Origin of the sequence: Komagataeibacter saccharivorans (genome assembly GCF_003207825.1) — a bacterium.
Classification (GTDB): domain Bacteria; phylum Pseudomonadota; class Alphaproteobacteria; order Acetobacterales; family Acetobacteraceae; genus Komagataeibacter; species Komagataeibacter saccharivorans.
Genome location: NZ_NKTY01000003.1, coordinates 39,322 through 60,144 on the forward strand (window position 1 = coordinate 39,322; position 20,823 = coordinate 60,144).

14 protein-coding genes and 1 tRNA gene are annotated in these 20,823 nt (G+C 62.0%); 2 read left to right on the forward strand and 13 right to left on the reverse strand.

What is annotated here, in order from left to right; translation table 11 throughout:
* Positions 1 to 3: 3 nt before the first annotated feature.
* The 13 genes from CFR79_RS03110 to CFR79_RS03170 form a co-directional block, all read right to left on the reverse strand.
* Positions 4 to 642, reverse strand: coding sequence for an NUDIX hydrolase (locus CFR79_RS03110; RefSeq protein WP_110546898.1), 639 nt, complete (start codon positions 640 to 642; stop codon positions 4 to 6).
* A complete protein-coding gene (locus tag CFR79_RS03115; protein WP_110546899.1) occupies positions 639 to 1,094 on the reverse strand; it encodes a cupin domain-containing protein in 456 nt (151 codons plus the stop codon). Before CFR79_RS03115 ends, CFR79_RS03110 begins: the two co-directional genes overlap by 4 nt.
* An 82-nt stretch (positions 1,095 to 1,176) precedes the next feature.
* Positions 1,177 to 1,830, reverse strand: coding sequence for a hypothetical protein (locus tag CFR79_RS03120; protein WP_181417342.1), 654 nt, complete (start codon positions 1,828 to 1,830; stop codon positions 1,177 to 1,179).
* Positions 1,831 to 2,092: 262 nt separating this feature from the next.
* A complete protein-coding gene (gene bcsD / locus CFR79_RS03125) occupies positions 2,093 to 2,563 on the reverse strand; it encodes a cellulose biosynthesis protein BcsD (RefSeq protein ID WP_102324647.1) in 471 nt (156 codons plus the stop codon).
* Positions 2,564 to 2,767: 204 nt separating this feature from the next.
* Positions 2,768 to 7,357, reverse strand: coding sequence for a UDP-forming cellulose synthase catalytic subunit (gene bcsA / locus CFR79_RS03130; protein ID WP_110546900.1), 4,590 nt, complete (start codon positions 7,355 to 7,357; stop codon positions 2,768 to 2,770).
* 256 nt (positions 7,358 to 7,613) lie between these two features.
* Positions 7,614 to 8,750: a hypothetical protein gene (locus tag CFR79_RS03135; RefSeq protein WP_110546901.1), complete on the reverse strand. Its 1,137-nt coding sequence runs from the start codon at positions 8,748 to 8,750 to the stop codon at positions 7,614 to 7,616.
* The gene (locus tag CFR79_RS03140; RefSeq protein ID WP_110546979.1) at positions 8,747 to 9,838 is read right to left on the reverse strand and encodes a glycosyl hydrolase family 8; all 1,092 of its coding nucleotides are present in this window, start codon (positions 9,836 to 9,838) and stop codon (positions 8,747 to 8,749) included. Before CFR79_RS03140 ends, CFR79_RS03135 begins: the two co-directional genes overlap by 4 nt.
* A 124-nt stretch (positions 9,839 to 9,962) precedes the next feature.
* Positions 9,963 to 11,651 carry an SGNH/GDSL hydrolase family protein gene (locus CFR79_RS03145; protein WP_110546902.1) on the reverse strand — a complete coding sequence of 563 codons (1,689 nt, stop codon included), beginning with the start codon at positions 11,649 to 11,651 and terminating at the stop codon, positions 9,963 to 9,965.
* A 34-nt stretch (positions 11,652 to 11,685) separates the two neighbouring features.
* Complete coding sequence (locus CFR79_RS03150) at positions 11,686 to 15,528, reverse strand: cellulose biosynthesis protein BcsC (RefSeq protein WP_146220112.1); 3,843 nt, start codon at positions 15,526 to 15,528, stop codon at positions 11,686 to 11,688.
* A gap of 49 nt (positions 15,529 to 15,577) precedes the next feature.
* Positions 15,578 to 16,738 carry an acyltransferase family protein gene (locus CFR79_RS03155; protein WP_110546904.1) on the reverse strand — a complete coding sequence of 387 codons (1,161 nt, stop codon included), beginning with the start codon at positions 16,736 to 16,738 and terminating at the stop codon, positions 15,578 to 15,580.
* 63 nt (positions 16,739 to 16,801) lie between these two features.
* Positions 16,802 to 17,473 (reverse strand): SGNH/GDSL hydrolase family protein, encoded by a 672-nt coding sequence (locus CFR79_RS03160; protein WP_110546905.1) that lies wholly within the window; start codon positions 17,471 to 17,473, stop codon positions 16,802 to 16,804.
* A gap of 638 nt (positions 17,474 to 18,111) precedes the next feature.
* Positions 18,112 to 18,187 (reverse strand) — tRNA-Glu (locus tag CFR79_RS03165).
* Positions 18,188 to 18,265: 78 nt separating this feature from the next.
* The gene (locus tag CFR79_RS03170; protein ID WP_110546906.1) at positions 18,266 to 18,613 is read right to left on the reverse strand and encodes a hypothetical protein; all 348 of its coding nucleotides are present in this window, start codon (positions 18,611 to 18,613) and stop codon (positions 18,266 to 18,268) included.
* 48 nt (positions 18,614 to 18,661) lie between these two features.
* Between CFR79_RS03170 and CFR79_RS03175 the strand changes: the two genes are divergently transcribed.
* Complete coding sequence (locus CFR79_RS03175; RefSeq protein ID WP_110546907.1) at positions 18,662 to 19,633, forward strand: RluA family pseudouridine synthase; 972 nt, start codon at positions 18,662 to 18,664, stop codon at positions 19,631 to 19,633.
* Between the two features lie 239 nt (positions 19,634 to 19,872).
* Positions 19,873 to 20,769, forward strand: a complete 897-nt coding sequence (gene rpoH, locus CFR79_RS03180; RefSeq protein WP_102324658.1) for an RNA polymerase sigma factor RpoH — start codon at positions 19,873 to 19,875, stop codon at positions 20,767 to 20,769.
* Positions 20,770 to 20,823 lie beyond the last annotated feature (54 nt).

Below are 20,823 nucleotides of genomic sequence, written 5' to 3' on the forward strand. Positions count from 1 at the left end.
GCCCTAGTCAAAATCCACGGGCAGGTCCGCATTGCGGGCATGCGCGAACAGACGCGCGATCTGCCGGGGCAATACCCGCCCCAGTGACAGGTCAGCGGGGATTGCATCCGCGCCGAACCACCCGATTTCAGATGTTTCGATACTGGTGCGGGCCGTACCGCCCGTCAGTTCACAGATGAAGCACAGCGTGTAGCACGAAAACGGTGCCGGCGGGTGCCCCTGCCGGTCGCGGTCCCATACGGCGGCAAGCCGGGTTACGCGCACGTCGTACCCGCTTTCCTCGCGCACTTCCTTTACGGCGTTTTCAACCGGCGTCAGGTTCACATCGGCCCAGCCACCGGGCAGGGTCCACCGGTCGTGATCCAGAACTTCACGCACCAGCAGCACACGCTGGCGGTCATCGAATACGGCGGCGCGCACCACCACCTTCGGCGTGGCGTAACCGTGCTGGCTGCTGAACAGGTCCAGCACACGCTTCATGTCGGCAGCACTGCCTGCGGCCATCATGTCCGCCGCGATCTGCATTATGCTTTCATAGCGTTCCCGGTCGAAGGGGCTTTCGGCATAGGTCAGGCCACTCTGGGCCAGTGCCTGAAGGTCACGCGCCCAGACCAGCCATTGCGGGGTCAGTTGCATGTTCATGCGCCCTCTCCTTCCGGCGACCATCCGGGCGGGGCCAGTTCGAAACTGCTGAACAGGAACGCAGGCGCGACCTGACAGGCCACAAGGCTCCACGCCCCCTGCGATGATGCCGCCTGCCACATGCCTGCGGGCACCACGGCCTGAAGCGCCTGCTGGCTGCCCGGAAGCGGGCCAAGGATGGTGCGCGTAACCGGCATTCCCTCCGCCGCCATTTCCAGAACCAGCGGACTGCCCCCCTGCCAGCACCAGATTTCCGCCGCATCGACACGGTGCCAGTGCGACCGCTCCCCTGCTGCAAGCAGGAACTGGATGGTCGAGACAGCGCCCCGGCCACCATGGGCTGGCGTATCGCGCCATATCTCGCGGTAGCTGCCACCTTCGGGGTGCGGTTGCAGGTCCAGCATCCGCCTTACCTCGTGCGCGGGTACGGCTGGATCTCGCAGGTCGATCATGATTGCGTCCTTGCTCCGGTCTTCATCCACGCACCGGCGTAGCCCCGTTGACAGGACACGGCAATGCCCGCCCGGTACCCGCTCAGCGTGTGGGCGGGGTCTGTGGGGCCGGCGTAAAATCGAGCGTCTGGCTGGTATAGGTTTCCACAACCTCGCTGAACGGCAGGCCGTGGGCGTCGCGCAGCACGGCGCGCTGGCGCAGGATGATGGCGGGGGGCACGATCATCGCACCCACTGCTACCGGGGGTTTTTCATCTGACGGCGACCACAGCCGGACGAATTCCAGCCGCTCCCGGGAAAAATGCAGCGGAGCGACCACATGGCCGAAAGGCATGTCGGTCTGGTCAAGCGCGTCATTCATCTGCACCGTCAGCCGGTCGGGCACGTACCAGTTATCGGCAACCGACAGGACATGCGCGCCACATACCAGTTGCACCTGCCGGTGCCGGATGGCCTGCGTGGCGGTGACGGCCAGATCGGTCCGCACCCGCTCGGGCACGGTTTCGGGACTGTTTCCGGCTACCTTGTGTGCGACCACCACGGGCCTGTCGGCCATGCGATGGGTGGCGCACCACTCCTCAAGCGCACGCGTCGCGCTGGGATGGGTGAGAAGGGTGATTTCCAGTTCCTGAATGGCCGCCAGCATACGGGCACGCCCAGGCGGCGTATCGGGCCAGCCCGAAGCTGCTGCCGGTGCGGTACCAGCCCATACCATTCCCGTCGCTGCTGCGGCCATGGCCAGAAATCCGCCTTTGCGCATCGTGCAACCCTATGATGGCTCCTGCATGAGCGGCGGCGACCATGCCCGCATATCCCGCCTGTTCCAGACGGAACGTTACCGGCATGCGCCACAAGGGCCACCCGCAACATCATACCCAGATGAGCGCAGCCATGACCGGACGGCAGCAGCCCCTGCCCTTCCGGCCTGCACATGCCAGCACCCTTCCCCCTGCCGGAGGAGTGGCAGGAGGGAACGCATGTGTCAGTTCGCCTGTAGCTTACAGCGCGTTGCTGCGCACGCGCATGTAAAGGATGATGGTCTGGCGGGGCACGGAATCCAGATCTTCCGCTTCCAGATCACGCACCACCACGTAATCACCGAACGCACCCGGCTGCGACGTGATCCAGCGGCCATACAGCCCTTCCAGCACCGGTGCCAGCCAGGTTCCCGGCGGTTCGCCCGCGCTACCGACCTGCGGCAGGTCTTCATGCACGATACGCAGGGTCTTTTCCTCGCTCAGCAGTTCAAGCGAGACATAGCCCCAGCCCAGCATGGACAGCAGGGCGTTCAGTTCGATCTGAAGCGTATCAAGCGTATTGCACAGCGGCGGCGCCAGACGGCCCGCCATGCCACGACCGACCTCGCGCAGAAGTTCGTTCCTGACCTCGATCCCCGCCTGATCGTCGATTTCCCAGGACAGCGCCTGAAGGAACAGGGAAAAATCCGGTTGTTTCTTGAAAGTTGTCATTACTGGTCCATAACAAGATAGTGGTTCGAAATCATGGCACTCCCCCGCGGTCGTGCTGTCGTCGCGCTGATTACGCTGCCACCATGCCGCACCGGGGCTGCGGATAAAACAGCAATAATCTACTCTGCCACCGAATAGGCCCCGCGGCTAGGCCGTCCATGCGCCCCGCGCGCCGCTGGCGCACGGGACACGGAAGCGGCCCGGTCAGTCGCGATAGGTCCGGCGCTGGTCCTGCAGTTCCTTGTATCGACGGGTGGCGTGGCGGACGAGCGCACGTGTCATGACCGCCGTCAGCAGCACGCAGGCAAACAGGCCCAGCACCAGCACGCGCGAGGGATGGTTGTGCATATACCAGTCCGGCCACATCCACAGCGGCAGCGACCCCACCGTATAGAGCGGCGAACTGCGATAGGTGGACAGCGTATCACCATGCACCAGCAGCAGGTCGCCCTGTATCTGCGGCTGGTCCTTACGCGATTCCAGCACCTGGATCAGGTTGTTCAGTCCCTGTCCATCGGCTGAAAGCAGGGCCAGGACCGTGCGCCCGGCCATGAGCGGCGACTGGGACTCCATCATCGCGCCGACCCCGCCGGTCAGGTCGCTTTCCATTTCCGTGGTCCCATGCCCCTGCAGCGCGGCCAGCGGACTGCGGAACGCATTCCATATACCACCCAGCGGCGTGCGGATGGACATGTGCAGGCGGCCATCGGAAATCTGGTAAGCCGAATTGGCCAGCAGCGGCGAGATGTCCCCGCTTTCACCCAGCGTGCTCAGGACGATCAGGTTCCGGTCCGCAACATCGCTGACATGGTCGGCGGTCACGATCTCAACACCCGCAACCGGATACCATGACGATGCGCCCATGAACCCCATCAGGTCCATGAACACGCTGATCGTGCTGGCGGAAGGATGATCGGGCAGCACGACGGCAGTACGGGACAGGTCGGCATAGGTCGTGAACGGGTACCCCGCACTGGCCAGATAGGCCAGGTTGGGCATGGTGGTGATATGGAAGGCATTTGAAAAATTGATCGTGGAATCAGGATCAACCGACAGGTGAAGCACGTTCAGCCCGGCCCGGCATACCGCGCTCGACATGGGCATGGCGTCGAAATAGAAATGAAGCTGGTTCTTGCCATAGATCAGCCATGGCGGCAGCGAGACGATATGGCTCTCCACCCCCGATGCCGCGTGCAGGCCCAGATGTTCCAGCACGTTCTTGATGGCATTGCTGTCATCACGCAGGGAATAGGAGCGGACATAGACATCGTTCACCCCCACATCCAGATGCGACCGGGACACGTCCACAATCGGCCCGTCGGGGGAGCGGAAACGCACATCCATCTTGTACGGACGGTCATGCCAGGTGTACAGATCCGGCGGCACGCGGAACGGCACGCTCATGATACCGGGTGTATAGCCCACCCCCTGCAGCACGCCGGGCGGCACCAGTTCACCCAGCTTGACCGGCCGGTTGGTCGGAATGAAGGCGGGCGCGTCGTTAGGCCTGCTCGGCGCCAGATCGATGGGGGCGATGTCCGCGCGCGGCGCGTTGGGCAGCGTGGCGGAACCGAAGCCAAGTCCCTTGCTGGCCGTAATCACCTCATCACGGTCGCGGCCCGTCACCACCAGAACCGTGCCATTGGCATCGGACGGATTGGCAAGCTCCAGCACGGTCGGCCCGTTGACCTGCAGATGCCCCAGCGCCGCGGGCAGTTCCGCAACCACGCCCACCGCAACCGCATTACCCCGCTGCGGTATGGTGGAGGAGACGGGAAAGGTCACGCCACGGAAATCGGTCTGTTTGCCGAACCATGAGGCGACGATGCTGCTCGCGGTCAGGATTTCAGAATCGTAGCTGGCCGCCAGCACCATGGGAATGGTCGCCTGCTGGTCCACAGCCTTGTCGAAAAACGGCTGCGGCAGGCGGGAAAGCTGCCTGCGCGGCGGCAGGGGAATGGTCGTGACCTGCAACTGCGAATTTTGGGAAATGGTTGCCCACATCAGCTTGTCGGTCGGGTCGGCACAGCCCTGCGTGCCTGCGGCGAAATTGAAATTCAGCCGGTTCCCGTTCACGAAGAAGATCGGGTTCACATCGAACGCAATCGGCCCGAATGCCGGCTGCGAAGGGGTGGGACGCAGCGTGCCGACATACTGTTCGTTCAGCGTGATGGTGACGGCGCTGGTCTCGGGCCGCAGGCTGGGTGACATCGCCCCGGAAACGATCAGCCGCGCGGAGGTGACAAGCCGGTCGGCGGGCACACCGAATTCCAGACCCTGCAACGGCGAGTTGCTGCGCATGGTCAGGGCGCGCGGTGCGCCAAGCTGTTCCAGCGTATAGGTGTGGGTGGTGGCCATCTGCTCCCCCGCCCCACTGGCGTTCTCGCCACTATCCACTGCGGCTTCCGCAGCGGCGGCGTCGGTATCGGCATCGCTCGCCGGGACCGGTGCTGGCGTGGATACGGGTGCGGACGCGGGTGAGGGTGAGGAAGCCGCCTGCGCCGATGCCGCCCATGACAGGCATGCCAGCAGCGGCAGTATTTTCAGGCTGCGCGTGCCGGACAGCAGACCGGTCTTGCGCCTGCGCTGGGCGCCATCCGTCCCGGCCGTTCCTTCATCCGTTAACACATTTTCCTCACTGAGACTGGGATAGCTGGCCTCTGCCCCCGCATTGCGCCGCCGCCTGGGGAAATAGAACAGACCTTTGATGTTGATAAGGATTTCCATCACGCTGCGCAGGGGTTGATCATATCTGTAATCGTTCCAGTCCATCCACGCATCTGCACGACCGAACACGATGCGGACGATACTGGCTTCTTCCGGAATGGAGCCTATATCCCATTGCAGGACGCATTTGCCATTGCTGCTACGGATCACACGCGCCTTAAGATGCGCCTGCTCCCCTTCGATGCCGACGCGGACATCGACCTGCTGCGGTGCCGTGACCGGGTGGGGCCAGTTCATGCTGACCGACGCCCCACCCATGGACAGGTCCTCGGTCATGCCATTCATCGTGACGCCGTCCTCGCCCATGATGCTGACCGGCAGTTCCGCGCGGATACGATGGCTATACCGCTTCTGCTGCGTTTCCCGGCCCACGGCGATGGCGGCAAGGATAATCAGCAGGCTGATTGCGGCCCACAGGGAATTGAGCAGATAACCGCGCCGGGCGATGAAATCGACATGCTCGAAAAACAGCCCGTAGATCCCCCGCGACAGGCCGATCAGCATCACGATGCCCAGAATGATATTGGGATAGACCGCGCGCAGGTCGAAATACCCGCTTTCCAGCACGCCGCCCTTGTTCGTGACATTGAAGCGGGCGCGTCTGGGACGCAGCAGGGTCGCGATCGTCACGCGCACCAGAAACAGCGCCATGGTGGTTTCGTACACCTCGCTCCAGAACGAATACCGCCAGCCCTTGTTGATGCGCGACGCCGTGGCAATCGCGTGCAGCATATGCGGAACAGCGTAGGCCAGCACCGCCAGCGGCGAAGCGGTAATGATATTCTGGCCAAAAAACAGGAAGGCCAGTGGCGAGGTCAGGAACACCACCCGCGGCACCGCGAACAGGAAGGAGATCATGGCCGACAGGTAACAGAGCCGCTGCCCCCAGTTCAGCCCCGGCCCCAGCAGGGGATTGTCGATACGGAAAATCTGCAGCATCCCGCGTGCCCAGCGGACGCGCTGGCCGATATGCGTGATCAGCCGTTCCGTCGCCAGCCCGCCTGCCAGCGGTATGCGCAGATAGGCGGTGGACCATCCCTGACGCTGCATGCGCAGGGCGGTATGCGCATCCTCGGTCACGGTCTGGGTGGCGAAGCCGCCTATGCCCTCGATCGCCTCACGACGCAGGATGGCGCATGAGCCGCAGAAAAAGGTCGCATCCCAGAAGTCATTGCCATCCTGCACCACGCCATAGAACAGGTTGCTTTCCGGCGGGGTACGGAAACCGGTCGCCAGATTGCGCTGGAAGGGATCGGGAGAATAGAAATGATGCGGGGTCTGCATCAGCGCGATCTTGGGGTCCCCGATCATCCAGCCCATGGTTAACTGAAGGAAGGCACGGGTGGGAATATGGTCGCTGTCCAGCGTCAGGATGAACTCGCCCGATGTCCGTTTGAGCGCGTAGTTGAAATTACCGGCCTTGGCATGTTCATTTATGGGGCGCGCGATGTAGGCCACCCCGCACTCTTCGGCAAACCGGGCGAATTCTTCCCGCTTTCCGTCATCCAGGACATAGACGTTCAGCTTGTCACGCGGCCAGTCGATGCCCAGCGCGCCAAGTATGGTCAGGCGGACAATGCTCAGATCCTCGTTATAGGTGGGGATGTAGACATCGACCGTGGGCCAGTCCCTGGCATTGTCGGGCAGGGGAATGGGCGCGCGGCCCAGCGGGTAGATGGTCTGGAAATAGGTCAGGAAGAGCATCACCAGCGCATACAGTTCCGCCGTAAGCAGGAACGTGCCCAGTCCGATCTCGATCCAGGTGTCGAAATAAAGCGTATCGGTCAGACGCCATGTGAGATAGCGCAGGGATACGGCAGCCGACAGGACTTCCAGAAAGACCTGGACATGCCGGGTCTTTTTTCTGCCAACCACGAAAAAGACGGCCATGTAGACAAAGGCCACGACCAGTTGCTGGTTGGGCGTCAGCGTGACCGTACTGGCCGCGAACAGGGCGCACAGGGCGATAGCAACCGTAATTCCAATTCCCGGACGGGATGCGAGGAACAGTTCTAACCGGCGCGACCATGCCGATTCGGCCCGTGTTGGCGACTCAACCTCTGACATAAATCCACTCGTCCGAAATAAACTGCAAAAACAGAAAACTGCATTCAAAAACTGTCAGACAGTCATTACGCCTGCCGCCAGCATGCACAACGGCACTCCAGCCGCCTGAAAACCGGCGGGCGGTCTGGACGGAAAAGGCCCAGATCGTGCGAAACGGCGGGGATAATGCCCCGCCTGTCCCGGTCGTCATATCGTCACACGGTTTCAGGGGAGCCATAGCGGACTGGCCCTGAAACCACGCGCGATACGTTCCTTTTCAGGATTCTTCTTCTTCCCGGCGGCGCAGCAGGGCGTCGCGCAGGGTGGATTTGGGGGTCAGGCGTTCGGTCGCGCGGCCACCAAGGATCATGAACATTTCGCTCATGGTCGGCGAACCATCAGCCGACGGAGTGGAGACGGTTTCGCTGTTGGGGTTCGAATTCGACTTGGTCATGCTCTTCACCTTGGAATGTTGGGGACGGGAAACGCGCACGGGAACGGAGCTGAACAGCCTGCGTTCATCCGGTGGGCGGTTGAGGGAGAAAACAAGGCTACGGCTTGCAGGGCGCGGGCGTTCCCCGCGCTGGTGCCGCGCCTTGGGAACGGGCATCCAGTCCTCCTCCCCGGTTTCCTCCGGGAAGGATAGCGGAAGCTCCAGCGCATGTTTTTGTGGCGACGACATCGGTTCCTTATAGGGTGGTAGGGCACGGGGCCAGCGATCCACTTTGGCGTTCCGGCGCGCGGGCTGCAATGCCGGTGTGGGGACAGGCTCCTCCACCGGTGGGGCAGGAGCGGGCTCATGCGCTTCCACCGGCGGCGATTCGATTGCGGGAAGCGGCGAAGCCTGCGTTTCGTGTGGTTCCGGTTCTGGCAACGCAGGCGGCTCAGGCGCCACGGCGGCTTCCGGCGGGGGGAGCGCGGGTTCTTCCACCGCGGGTGGCGGCGGCGCTTCATGCGCTATGGCAGGCGCGGGCGGGCGGTCGTCATGCGCGGGCTCGGGCGGCACATCGGTGCCGATGGCAGGCAGGGCATGATCCCCGTGTTCGGGCGTTTCTTCCGCCGTTACGTCTTCCGGCCCGTCTTCGCCTTCATCGTGTTCTTCTGGCTCTTCTGGCTCTTCTGGCCCGTCGCGCATTTCCGGTTCTTCAGCCGGTTCGTTTTCACCCGGTTCGCTGTCACCCTGCCAGTCGTAAGGGTCCTCGGTCTCGGCGGGGCCTTCTTCTTCGTGGCTGGAAGGCGGTGCGATCGCAGGGGGACCATCCGGGGGCTGAAAGGCGGGGTCGCTAAAGGGACGGTAAACGAATCCCTGCTCGACACCGAAGCTCTGCAGGACACGTTCTATATCCTGCGGACGCTCCCCTGCCGGGGCCTGGCCATTGCCTTCAACCCTGTCTTCCGACCCTGAACCGCTCACTTCGCTTGCTCCTCTGCTCGCGCGATATAAACCAGAAGCGTCAATGCCGCAGAATAATAATCCGGCGAATGGTCCAGTGTCGGCAATTCCGCGACGGAAGCAAGCCCCGTGCACTGCGCCACCGCCAGATAGCCCGGTGGAGCATTATAAGGCGAGCGCGCGCCCGTCGTCAGGTCCACCCATGCAGGCAGCCCGTCCGCGCCAAAATGATTCCAGAACCGGGCATAATCCGCCTGCAGGCGTGGCGTCAGCATGTGGGCCCAGTACAGATACAGGGGCACACGGATCGCATCATAGGAAAAACGCGGCGGCCATCCCTTCGCGATGGAGAAAACCTGCGTATGCCGGTCCATGGCGACCCAGTCCGCAGGCAGCCGCCACTGACCGAACCGGGCCTGCAGGATGATGCGCATGCCATCATGCATGATCGTGCGCCACGCCCGGTCGGCCGTCAGTTCCAGGGCCTGCAGCAGCGCGGGCATGATGTAATAGGACAGGTTGAGTATCACCACATCCGGCGTGACAAAACCCGTCGCCCCCGGCAGCAGGACCCGATACCCCCCGACCTGCAGGGTCATGTGTTTCAGGACATCGCGATAGATCGCAATCGCATCATGCACCAGATCGGTGCGTCCCCATCGCACCCCCGCGCGCCCAAGGGCCAGTGCGATCAGCAGGTCGCCGTCGGTGGCGTTGTTGGTGTCGGGCACGGCGGGATCATGGTCGGGCAAGAACCGCCATGAAAACAGTTTGTCCTTCGTATGCTGCAAGGTGGTGCGCGCCCAGTTCCACATGACCTCGAACGACTGGAGATCACCGGCGGCAACGGCAAAAAGCATGCCGTAGCCCTGCCCCTCGCTATGGGACTGGCCATTATTGCCGGTATCGACAATGCGGCCGTCAGGACGGAAATATTGCGCGCGGAAGATGGCCCATTGCGCCGCGATGGCATCCGGTCCCGGCGGGGCGACAGGGGAAGCCGCACGGGCGCACGACATCCCGCCCCCGATTGCCGCAAGGGCCGCCAGCATGGCGCGGCGGCCCATTGCCGGGCGCGGGGGGAGCGGTGCGCCGCTGTCAGATGTCATGGAATTCGCGTGCATCAGATAATCATGCATCCTGTGGAGTTATCAGGTTTTCCTATCCGAAATCCATCAAACTGCAACCGCAGCCAGTCCCTGCATACCTTCCTCCGCGCGGCAGCACGCCGGTTCAAGGCGCTTCCAGCAGCAGGCGTCCGATCCGGTCCCAGACCATGCTGGCCAGAATGGCATGCCCCGTCTGCGAGGGATGCGTATCATCAGCCAGCCAGTTGGTATGGTTTTCGACGTTGTAGAGCGGCTGGTCAGGCGCGAAGGGATCGATCTCGATATCGGGGGCAAGCGTTCCGTCGTGGATCGCGGCTTTCAGTGCCGCACGCGGCGCGCCGCCGGTACTGGTCTCATCAATCAGGGCTACGGTGAAACCGGCCTTTTTAAGCCGCCTGATGATTTCCGCGATGTTCCGCACGGTTTCATCTGCCGGGATATGGCTAGAAGGCAGGTGGTCATTATAACCACCGAACACGACGGCCACCTTCGGGCCGGCACCCCGGCCTACCGCTTCCGCCGCGGGAACCATGCCCAGCATCTGCCGCGTGTTCGCACCCGATACCGCCAGATCATAGCTCTGGTAACGTCCGTACTGCTGCATGAGGTATGGCCAGTTCCGGCCATCGGACAGGCCATACCCCTCCGAACGGCTGTCACCGATCGTGACAAGGGCCGGGCGAAGCTGGGGCATGTAGTTTCCGGCTGCCGCTGCCGCTGCATGGAACAACCGCCGCTGCGCGGGATCAGGTGCATGGTCGGCAATAACCAGACCGCTCCACTGTCCCGTATTGCGCCCCTGCGAAAACCACGGACCGCCATCCATGTTGAACCCGACATACCCCCCGGCCAGTCCGCCCGCCGCCACGCTGCCGGACAGGCTGGCGGCTGCATTGCCGGAATGGAGGCCATAGCCCGCAGGTGTCGCATACACGTCGAACGCGGCGGGCGCGTTGGTAATGACCAGATCCGTCCGGCGGTCCGGGCTGGCCGCATCACCTATATGGGTGAACCCATCCAGACTGTAACTGCCGAAAAAGACCCTGAACGTCCGCCCCCGCCCGGCACTGCCCAGCAGGACTGGCACGGGATAGGCCGCATATCCGGAATTGGAGGAAGCATAGGTGCCCACACTTCCAAAAAAGAAGTCATTCGCCGGAACCTTCACCCCCGCCGGGATGACAAATCCCCCCGGCCCGTTCTCTTCCCCCCATGAAAGGGTCTCGTTCCCCGCGATACGGACCTCACCGATATGGACCACATGCCGTCCTTCGGTCGCCAGCAGGTGATGGCCATGCCCGCTCTGGTCATATACCCGCAGGACCGTGGCGAACGTGCCCGCGTCACGCCCGGCAAGACGTGTTCGCAACGTGTCCTGATCCAGCATGCCGCCAGGCAGGATCGCAAGCGTGGTCACGACCCGCCTGCCCCCCTGCACCGTTTCCACATCGACCGCAGGCCCGACATAGCCGGAAACCATCTGCACCGCGCCCCCCGCAAACACCACATGACCGGCCAGCGCATCCGCCGGACGCGCGACCACCATCGGTTCCCACCGCGCGCTTCCCGCCGTTACCGATGCCGCCTGCCAGACCTGTCCGCCCGCCTGCCAGATATCGCCCGTGGCATAACCCTTCGTGCTGTCATCATATTGTCCCGGCGCGCGGTCCATACCGCCGGATCGGCTATCAGGCGCAGGAATGCACACGCCGCTTCCCCCCGGCGCATCCGCGCATGACGCCGCATGGCCGGGCAGCGTATGGCCCGTGATCCCAAGGGTCAGTACGGCAAGGCAGAGAGATTTCTTTTTCATGGCCTGCGATCCCGGTTGCGCCGCATCTCTCCGCTCAGTCCTCTTCCGCCGACAGGCGGGAAGATGACGCAGCCTGCGTTTTGTCAGGCGCATCAAATACGTAATGAAACATCAGCATCCCGCTGGTTTCCGACCAGCTTCCCGCGCGCGTGAAACCGCCATTCAGCCCCAGCCGGAACTGCGGCGTAAGCTGGTAGACCAGTTGCCCCGACACGTTGCCCGCAACCCCGCTTGCGCCACCCCCTGCCAGTCGGCCACTGCCCTGCGACAGCGTGGCCTGAAGCTGCGGGTCGCGCGGATAGACCGGGGAACTGCCGCTATGGTAATTCTGGTATCCTGCCTCCCCACGCAGGAACCAGTTCCAGCGGCCCTGACGCCCGGACCATGTAACCGGCACCATCGCGCCGTAATAGGAGCTGGGGGAAAAGTATCCCCCCTGCCCCATCGTGAAGAAATAGGTGTTACGCCTGTACCCGAAATAGATCAGGTCCAGCCCCACGCGCAGGGCCTGCCGGTCGTTGTGATTCCACACGATCACATTGCCACCGGCACCGGCCTCGCCTTCCGTATTGCCAACGACATTGGTGCCTTCCACATAGGCGCCGCCGCCCCCGGCATACAGGGTCCAAAACGGACGGGCGTATTCTATCGCCCCATGACCGAATACACGCGTCACCCCGCCCCATGTCCTGCCGGTACCGGGATCGGTCATGCCGGCATAGGACAGGATGCTATCGGTCACCATGCGGCGGCCGCCACTGATGTGCAGCCGCAGGTTACGCGTAAGCGAGGGGGCGAATTCGACACCACCCAGAACGTTGGTAATGGGGAAGCCCAGCGGTGATGTGCCCACATCGCCCGTAAACCAGCGGTTGGTGTAACTGACACCCAGACTGACACCCTGCGCGTCGTAATGGTTCTTCAGCGTGCCGCCATTGACCCCGACCGTCCCGAACATGTTCATGCCATAGGATGTCGGCTGGGGCCTGCCGGTGAACAGGAATGTCGGCGTAAGGGAAAATGTCAGCCGGTGCGCCCATGACGAGAGCGGGAAGGTGGCCGTCACCGGCACGGCCAGTTCCGTCATCTGCCCTTCCCCGCTGGCCCCGGTGCGGCCCCGGACATAGATGTTCGAATCAATCTGCGGGGCAAGCGTTTCGCGCAGGTAGGCGATCTGCCGGTCGGTCGCCTGTATGGCCGTGTCATCGAACATGATCTGATAGCCCGCAGGCAGCGGGACAACACCCGGCCCGTTACGCTCGATGTGCATTTGTGGCCAGACATAGTCCGGCACAAAGGTATCGTGCGGTGGGCATTTTTTGGTCAGGCGGCCAGAGCACAGCAGCTCACGCACATGTTCCAGATCCGCAAGCTGGATGCGGGCATGGCCTTCGGCGCGGGCAATGTCCGACCGCGCTTCCCATGTCGGCGCGGCTTCAGGTGCGACATCCATCAGCCGCTTCATGTAGGCATGGGCGGATGCCATGACGTCCGCCCCCACCGAATCATCCACCGCCGCCGTCAGGGCCGACGGATTGTCCGGATGTGCATTCAGCACCGTCACGTCTTCATCCAGCGCGCGGCGCGGTTTGTCTTCCCTTGCATATACGCGCCCCAGCGCCAGATGCGCGGCGGCAGAGGAAGGATTGCCCATCACCAGTGGCAGCATCAGCTTTTCCGCCAGAGCCGTCCGGCCTTTCTGGTCCAGCCGGTCCGACTGCATGATGGTCAGGCCAATCTCGATCTGGTGGCGGACATCGCGCTGCTCTGCGGTGATGATATCGGGACTGTCCGTGGCGATGCGATCGAATTCCGTAAGATACGCCCGCGCATCCCGCAACGAACCGATACGCAATGATGTCCCGGCATAGGACAGTTTCTGGTTCGGCTCGGGATTGAACGTGATTGCGTTCTCGTGCTGCAGCACCTTGCGGGCCGAACGGGGATCGTCACGGTCCATAAAGGCGATGGCGACGATCATGCCCCGCATGCCGTCCGGGTCGGGCGTGTTCGCCAGCGCCATAAGCTGGTCCGTATAATCCGCCACACCGGGGTCAATGGCCCGCACTTCATGCGTCAGGCGCAGTTCACGCCCGGCCCGCACCATGTTGGGGGTCTGGCGCGCAGACGGCGGCAGACGGGCATAAAGTGCTGTTGCCGTGTCAATTTCGCCATGCGCGATCATATACAGGATCGCCACCTCGATATTCACCGCGGGCACCTGCGCCCCGCTGGTAAGCTGCTGGATAAGGGCGGCGGCCTGTTCCGTATCCTCATGGACATACAGCGCGTTTGCCAGTTCCAGATGCACCCATGGATCTTCAGGCGTGTACTCCAGAACTTTCTTCAGCAGGGCGATGCGCTGATCCCCGTCAGTCGCGTGGTCTGCTTCGTAATGCAACTGCATGGCGCGCAGGGTGGGGATACGCGCGGGCTGCGTGCTTTCCACCATGCGCATCAGTTCATTCACCTGTTCGCCCTGCCCCTTCCCCTGCTGGAGCAGGACATAGGCAAGGTTATAGGCGGCATCGGCATTATGGGGCGCAAGACGCAGGATTTCCCGATACGCCTGCGCCGCGTCATCCAGCCGCCCCAGCTTGCGGTCCAGTGCCGCCTGCAGGAACAGCGCCATGTCGGCGGCATTCGCATGCCTGCGCAAGCGGTTGATGTCATCCTGCGCTGCGGCATACCGTCCGGCGTCGATGGCCGAGCGGGCATTGGCGATCAGCGGATCGGGCGCCGCGCCGACATAAACTTTCTGCAACGCCGCGCGCCAGTGGCTGTCCGGCGTGGAATCCGCCGCGATCGCCTGCATGAAATAGGCCTTGGCCTCGTCCGGGTGCTGCTGCGCCTGTGCTGCGATCCCCAGCCCGCCAAGGGAATCCGGATCATTGGGGCTGAGCGTCAGGGCCTGCTGGAACTGGCTGGCAGCTTCGGCGTATTTCTTTTCCGACAGCAGCTTATACCCGGCCATCCGGGCAGTGGCGGCATCAATGCTGGCCTGTGTCAGTTGCGCCTTCTGCATGAGCTTGCGGATTTCCACATCATCGGGATGGCTGGCCAGCCATTCCTGATAGAGCGGGATGCTTGAACCCGTTACCGGCTCCCATGGCAGGGCTTCCCGCCAGGAAGCCAGTGCCCGATGGCGGATATGGGTGGAATCGGCATCGCGCGCCATCTGCTTCAGATCCGCCAGCCCCTCCGCACGGCTTGCGATGCGGTAGGTCAGTATGCGGTCATATTCCAGACGTGCATCCATATCTTCCGGATTACGGGCGACATAGTCACCCAGTTTCGTCCGCGCTTCCTGATAGCCCAGAATGGTGGCCCCGAGTACGCGGTAGTATTCCAGCGCCAGATCGGGCGGTGGATCACCATCCCTGAACAGGGCTTTGTACTTGAACATCGCCGGCATCATCTTGCCGGTTTCAGCCAGATGCCGTGCCTCCGCCAGTGCCCTGGGGTCGATCGCACTGTATTTGATCTGCGCGTTCAGCATATCGGCATAGGACGCGCCATCACGGCGCGCCACCAGTTGCTTCGCCGTTGCGTGGGCAGCCGCCATCTCGCCCGTGCCGATCTGGATGCGCCCCTGAAAATACAGGATACGACTGTCATCAGGGGCGATGCTCTGCGCTTCGCGCACGACCTCAATCGCCTTGTCGTACTGCTGCTGCCCGATCCAGTACTGGGCCTTGCGCAGGAGCAGACCCAATTCGGGATTATCAGGCGATGGAACCGTATTTCCGGCCACAACGCCCTGCACCGCGACCGATTGGGAACTGAGCGCAGGACCATCATCCGCGCGCGCCATGCCAAAAGGGATGCACAACGTGACACCACATAGCAGCGTCATATTGTACATGCCCTTTGGCATGGACGCGCGGATGCGTCGGGGCACCCCCGCGCCGCGTGGGTCAGGTGCCTTAATGCACACGTGACACGGACGATATGTAGAACAGAATCATCGCCAGCCCCCCACAGGCACCGACCAGCGCCAGCGCGCCGTAATTACGTGCAGTAGGTGTCAGGCGGCCTTCGTAATCAAGGAAAACACGCTCCACAAACACATAACTCAGCAGGCTTGCAACCAGGGCCGCCAGCAGCACGCCCCCCATCACCATGCCATGGACCTGGAACTGCAGCAGGTAATTGGCAACCACGATGGCGGGCCAGTGCCACAGGTACACCGAATAGGAAACAACCCCCAGCGGCGACAGGGGAACCAGCGCCATGCGGGCCACATCGTGCTGCGGGCACATGATGATGGCCATGACCGCCAGACAGGGCACGATAATCATATAGGACGGACAGGCGTACTGCAGCGTGTAGAAAAACATCACGCCCACAAGAAGGGCGATCGCCACGCCACACACGATATTGGACACGGCCCGCCCCGGTTGTGGACGCGGCAGTATCCAGATCATCGCACCAAGGGAGAACTCCCACAGGCGGTCGAGAATATTATAATACCCCTGCGTATCGCCGGTAAAATGGCTGTACAGGTCATATCCCAGCGACAGGACAAAAATACCGATCACCACCATATGCCGCAGCGGCGCCAGCCTGACCGCGAGCGCCACGGCAAGGATGACCAGATAGAACTGCATCTCCAGCGAGAGCGACCAGGTATGCAGGAAGGGGTAGGCAATGCTCTGCCCCTCGAAATACCCGACATGGCCCGATGCCCATATATTGGACAGATAGACCAGCGCATACGCCCCGTTGATGGCGATATCCGCACGGTCGCTTTGCAGTACCCACCACAGCATTCCGGCGGATATGGCGGCAATCATGCACAAAAGTGCGGGCAACAGGCGGTACAGCCGGCGGCAGATGAACCGCATGGGCTGGAACGGCTGCGTCACCAGTGCGGAATGTCCGATGAAATAACCGGAAATGACAATAAAGATATCGACGCCAATAAAGCCGCCCTGCAGCCACCCGGCATGGAAAAGCATGACGGACAGCACGGCCAGCCCCCGCAGGCCGTCGATATCGCGCCGACGGCTTGTGGGAAAGAACTCGTTCTGAAGTATGCGTCGCCATGTATTGTGGGCAGCATTGACCGCCTGACTCTGGATCATGATCCGCAATCCATGAAATACACCACCCTTCGGCCCGCGCCCCCTGTCGGGGCAGACACGGGGTTACTGCGCCGAAGCGGGTGATTCCGCCCTGATCTTCTCCAGCATGGGCAGTGTTGTCTGGATGATCGCGTTACCCCAGACCTGATAACTTGCGCCCGTGGCGTGAATACCATCGATGGTGTTGACCGAACCGGGTTTCATGAGCTGCGTGCCGTCAACATAGGCGCAGGGCGAAACCTCGCTTTTCAGCAGTTCCGCCATTTCAGCCGCGCGCTTGTCGGTCTTGCCGTAGCGCGGGCTGTACTGCCCCCATGTGGGACCAATCCAGATGCACGCGGTCTTGCCGATGGTATAGGTCAGGGTCTTGACCTGTTCATCCACCCAGTCCTTCGACACCGTGTTCTGGCCATAGGCCGCCATGGTGTCGCCCAGCACGACCATGATGACATCCGGATGCCATTTTTCCATCAGCGCGGAAATGGGCGGTGGGGAGGCGGGTTTCATGTTGGGGGCGCCGATCGGCGCATCGCCGATGCGCTCGGCCGCGCCACAGCCGTTATTGGGATTGGGCACGACCCAGTCCGCCGCCGTGGATGAACACACCCCGTATGTCACGACTTTCGCACCCTGCTTCGTATATTCATCAGGGAGAATGGAGAGCAGGGAATCCTTGAATGTTACATGGCTGTCGCCAATGATCAGAAGCGTGAGACCAGCCAGCAACGCATTCACAATCCATTACTCCACAAGTTTTTTACGAATGTTAAGCGCATAGCAGAAAAAAAAATATCGAACCAGAGCCACAGCCACCGTGCGCGCGATGGCGACCGCATCGGCCTTTATCAGCCATCTGCGCTTCTATTATTATGATTTTAATCGTTTTTATTTCCATTTTCACGCTGGCGGACCGATACGAAAACCGGACAGAAAGTTAGACTGGCACATCTACGTGCCTGACAAATTCATGAAAAAACAGGCCCGGCCCCAAAAATAGAGGCCGACAGTCCGGTATTCTTTCTGCCTGTCGCCCCGCGAATATCACAAAAATATATTTTTTTAAAAAATTGTCATGAAAAATTATGGAAAAAAGTCAGAAAATATCCATCAAACCCCCGGCGAAAACCAGATCGTTTCGATCTGTTGATCACCACATGCCATGATATGTTTTTACAAACCGTAAAGTGCCGCAACAGTAGTCCTGCTTTCCAGAACAGCATTCCGCCGGCACCTGCACGAACTGCATTATATTTACAAAAGCAGACAGAAATCCCGCACAGGACTTCAGATGCGCACAAGTGGGCGCATCCATATGCCACGCCGCTATTGCCCGCATAAGCAGGAAGGGCAATATCATTTGCGATATGAAGAATTGGCGTCCCGTACGGGATTCGAACCCGTGTTGTCGCCGTGAGAGGGCGATGTCCTAGGCCTCTAGACGAACGGGACCAGGGCCGAGGCCGCTTCTATGTGATCCCGCATTCCAATGCAAGAGGCAAGAATGCTGCCGCCCCGCTTTTCCGGCTTTCAGCGCCCGATCAGCAGCCGCGCCACAATCCGCCTGCCCGCCGGGTCCCATATGATGATACGTTCAGCACTTCCTCCACCCGACAGGGCGGCGGCGATCATGCCATCGGGGCGCGTGGTCAGCGATTCAACATGGGTGCCTGCCGGTTCATCCAGCATCAGCGCCTCATATCCCCCCTGCGCCGGCAGTGTCGGCACGGACGCCGAAACCGCCGGACGGGTAGCGGCAATGGACGGATGCATCATCCGGTGCACCAGCACGCCCACCAGCACGAGGGAGCCGACAAACAGCAGAACCCCCATACCGATCACAGCCGCCAGCAGCGCGCGCGATCCCTGTTTTTCCATTATGTGCTTTCCGTTCCCGTATGCCGTTTTTTCCGATAGACACATGCCATGACCGACACCGCCCCCCCTGCCCCCGTCATCGCCACCGCCGAGGACGCAGGCCAGCGTACCGACCGCTTCATTGCCAGTGCGGTCACCACGCTGTCACGCTCACGCATCAAGTCCCTTATGGAAAGCGGCCACCTGTTACGCAATGGCAGCCCGCTTCGTGACCCGGCGGAACCCGTGCGCGCGGGCATGTGTTATGAAATTCATCTGCCCCCCGCAATCCCCGCAACACCGCAGGGGCAGGATATCGGTCTGGACGTACTCTATGAGGACCGCGACCTGATCGTACTCGACAAACCGGCAGGCATGGTCGTCCATCCCGCGCCGGGCAACGAGGACGGCACATTGGTCAACGCCCTGCTGGCCCATTGTGGCGAGGGGCTGACCGGAATCGGTGGCGAAAAAAGACCCGGCATCGTCCACCGTCTGGACAAGGATACGTCGGGCGTCATGGTCGCGGCCAAAACGGAAATGGCCCATCAGGCGCTTTCCCTCGCCTTTGCCGAACGCAGGATCGACCGTGCCTATCAGGCCATATGCTGGGGCATTCCCACGCCCGCCAGCGGATCGTTTGACGGTGCGATCGGGCGCGACCGCCGCGACCGCAAACGCATGGCGGTGATCGCCAATGGCGGCGGCAAGGCGGCCCTGACGCATTACCGGATTCTGGACACCTTCCATGGCGGGCTGTCCCATGTGGAATGCAGGCTCGCCACCGGGCGCACGCATCAGATCCGGGTTCATTTCGCCCATGCGGGTCACGCGCTGGTGGGCGATCCTGTCTACCTGCGCCGCATTCCCGCAGCCGCCCGCGGCCTGCCCCCCGATGCGAAGCATGCCGCGCTGGATTTTGCCCGTCAGGCGCTGCATGCCCGCAGGCTGGGATTCATCCATCCGCGCAGCGGCGAACAGATGCTGTTCGAGACCGCGCCCCCCGAAGACTTCCGCCAGCTTCTGGACAGCATCGCCTGACCTGCTGGCATATTTATTGACATAACGGGGAAAAATCCCTACATTCCATGATTGTTTGCCGGGGCCGACGCCCCCAGGCTAACTGGACGTCCTGTATGAAACTGCCCATGACGGGGGTTTGATATGGGGACGTGAGAAGTCCAGTCGTGCGTCTAGCAGAGTGATGATGCAACCCTTCCGGTCACAATTACGTTGAACCGGATTACCGCTGCCCATCCCTGCAACAGGAGTCCGTTACAATGGCCTCTTCTGCTCTCATTTCCGGTCCCGAAAACAACCTGTCCAAATACCTTCGGGACATCCGCAAATTCCCCATGCTCTCCCCCGAGGAGGAGCTTCGCCTGTCGCACCGGTGGAAAGACAAGGGCGACACCGAAGCCGCGCATAAACTCGTAACCTCCCACCTGCGGCTGGTGGCCAAGATCGCCATGGGCTATCGCGGCTACGGCCTGCCGGTGGGCGAACTGATCAGCGAAGGCAATATCGGGATGATGCAGGCCGTGCGCCGCTTCGACCCTGATCGTGGCTTCCGTCTGGCCACCTACGCCATGTGGTGGATCAGGGCCGCAATACAGGAGTACATCCTGCATAGCTGGTCACTGGTCAAGATCGGCACAACCGCCGCCCAGAAAAAACTTTTCTTCAACCTGCGCCGCCTCAAGGGGCAGATGCAGGCGATTGACGATGGCGACCTGCCGCCCGAACAGGTCAACAAGATTGCCCAGTCCCTCGGCGTGCCCGAACAGGACGTGGTGAACATGAACCGCAGGCTTGCCGCCCCGGATCACAGCCTGAACGCGCCCTTGCGGCTGGATGGCGAGGGCGAATGGCAGGACTGGCTGGTTGATGACAATGACAACCAGGAAGAAACCCTTGCCCAGAGCGAGGAATTTTCCGGCAGGCAGGCCCTTCTGGCCAACGCCATGAAGTCGCTTAACGAGCGTGAACGCCACATCCTGACCGAGCGCAGGCTGAAGGAAGAACCCGCCACGCTGGAAGAACTGTCGCACGTCTACAACATCTCCCGCGAACGGGTGCGCCAGATCGAGGTCCGGGCCTTTGAAAAGGTGCAGAACGCCATGAAAGCGGAAGTCGCCACCCGCCGCGCGAAACACGAGGCACAGGCCGAGGCCTGACCCCGCGTTACTTCCCGATAAAAAAGCCCCGCACGCTTCTGGCGCTGCGGGGCT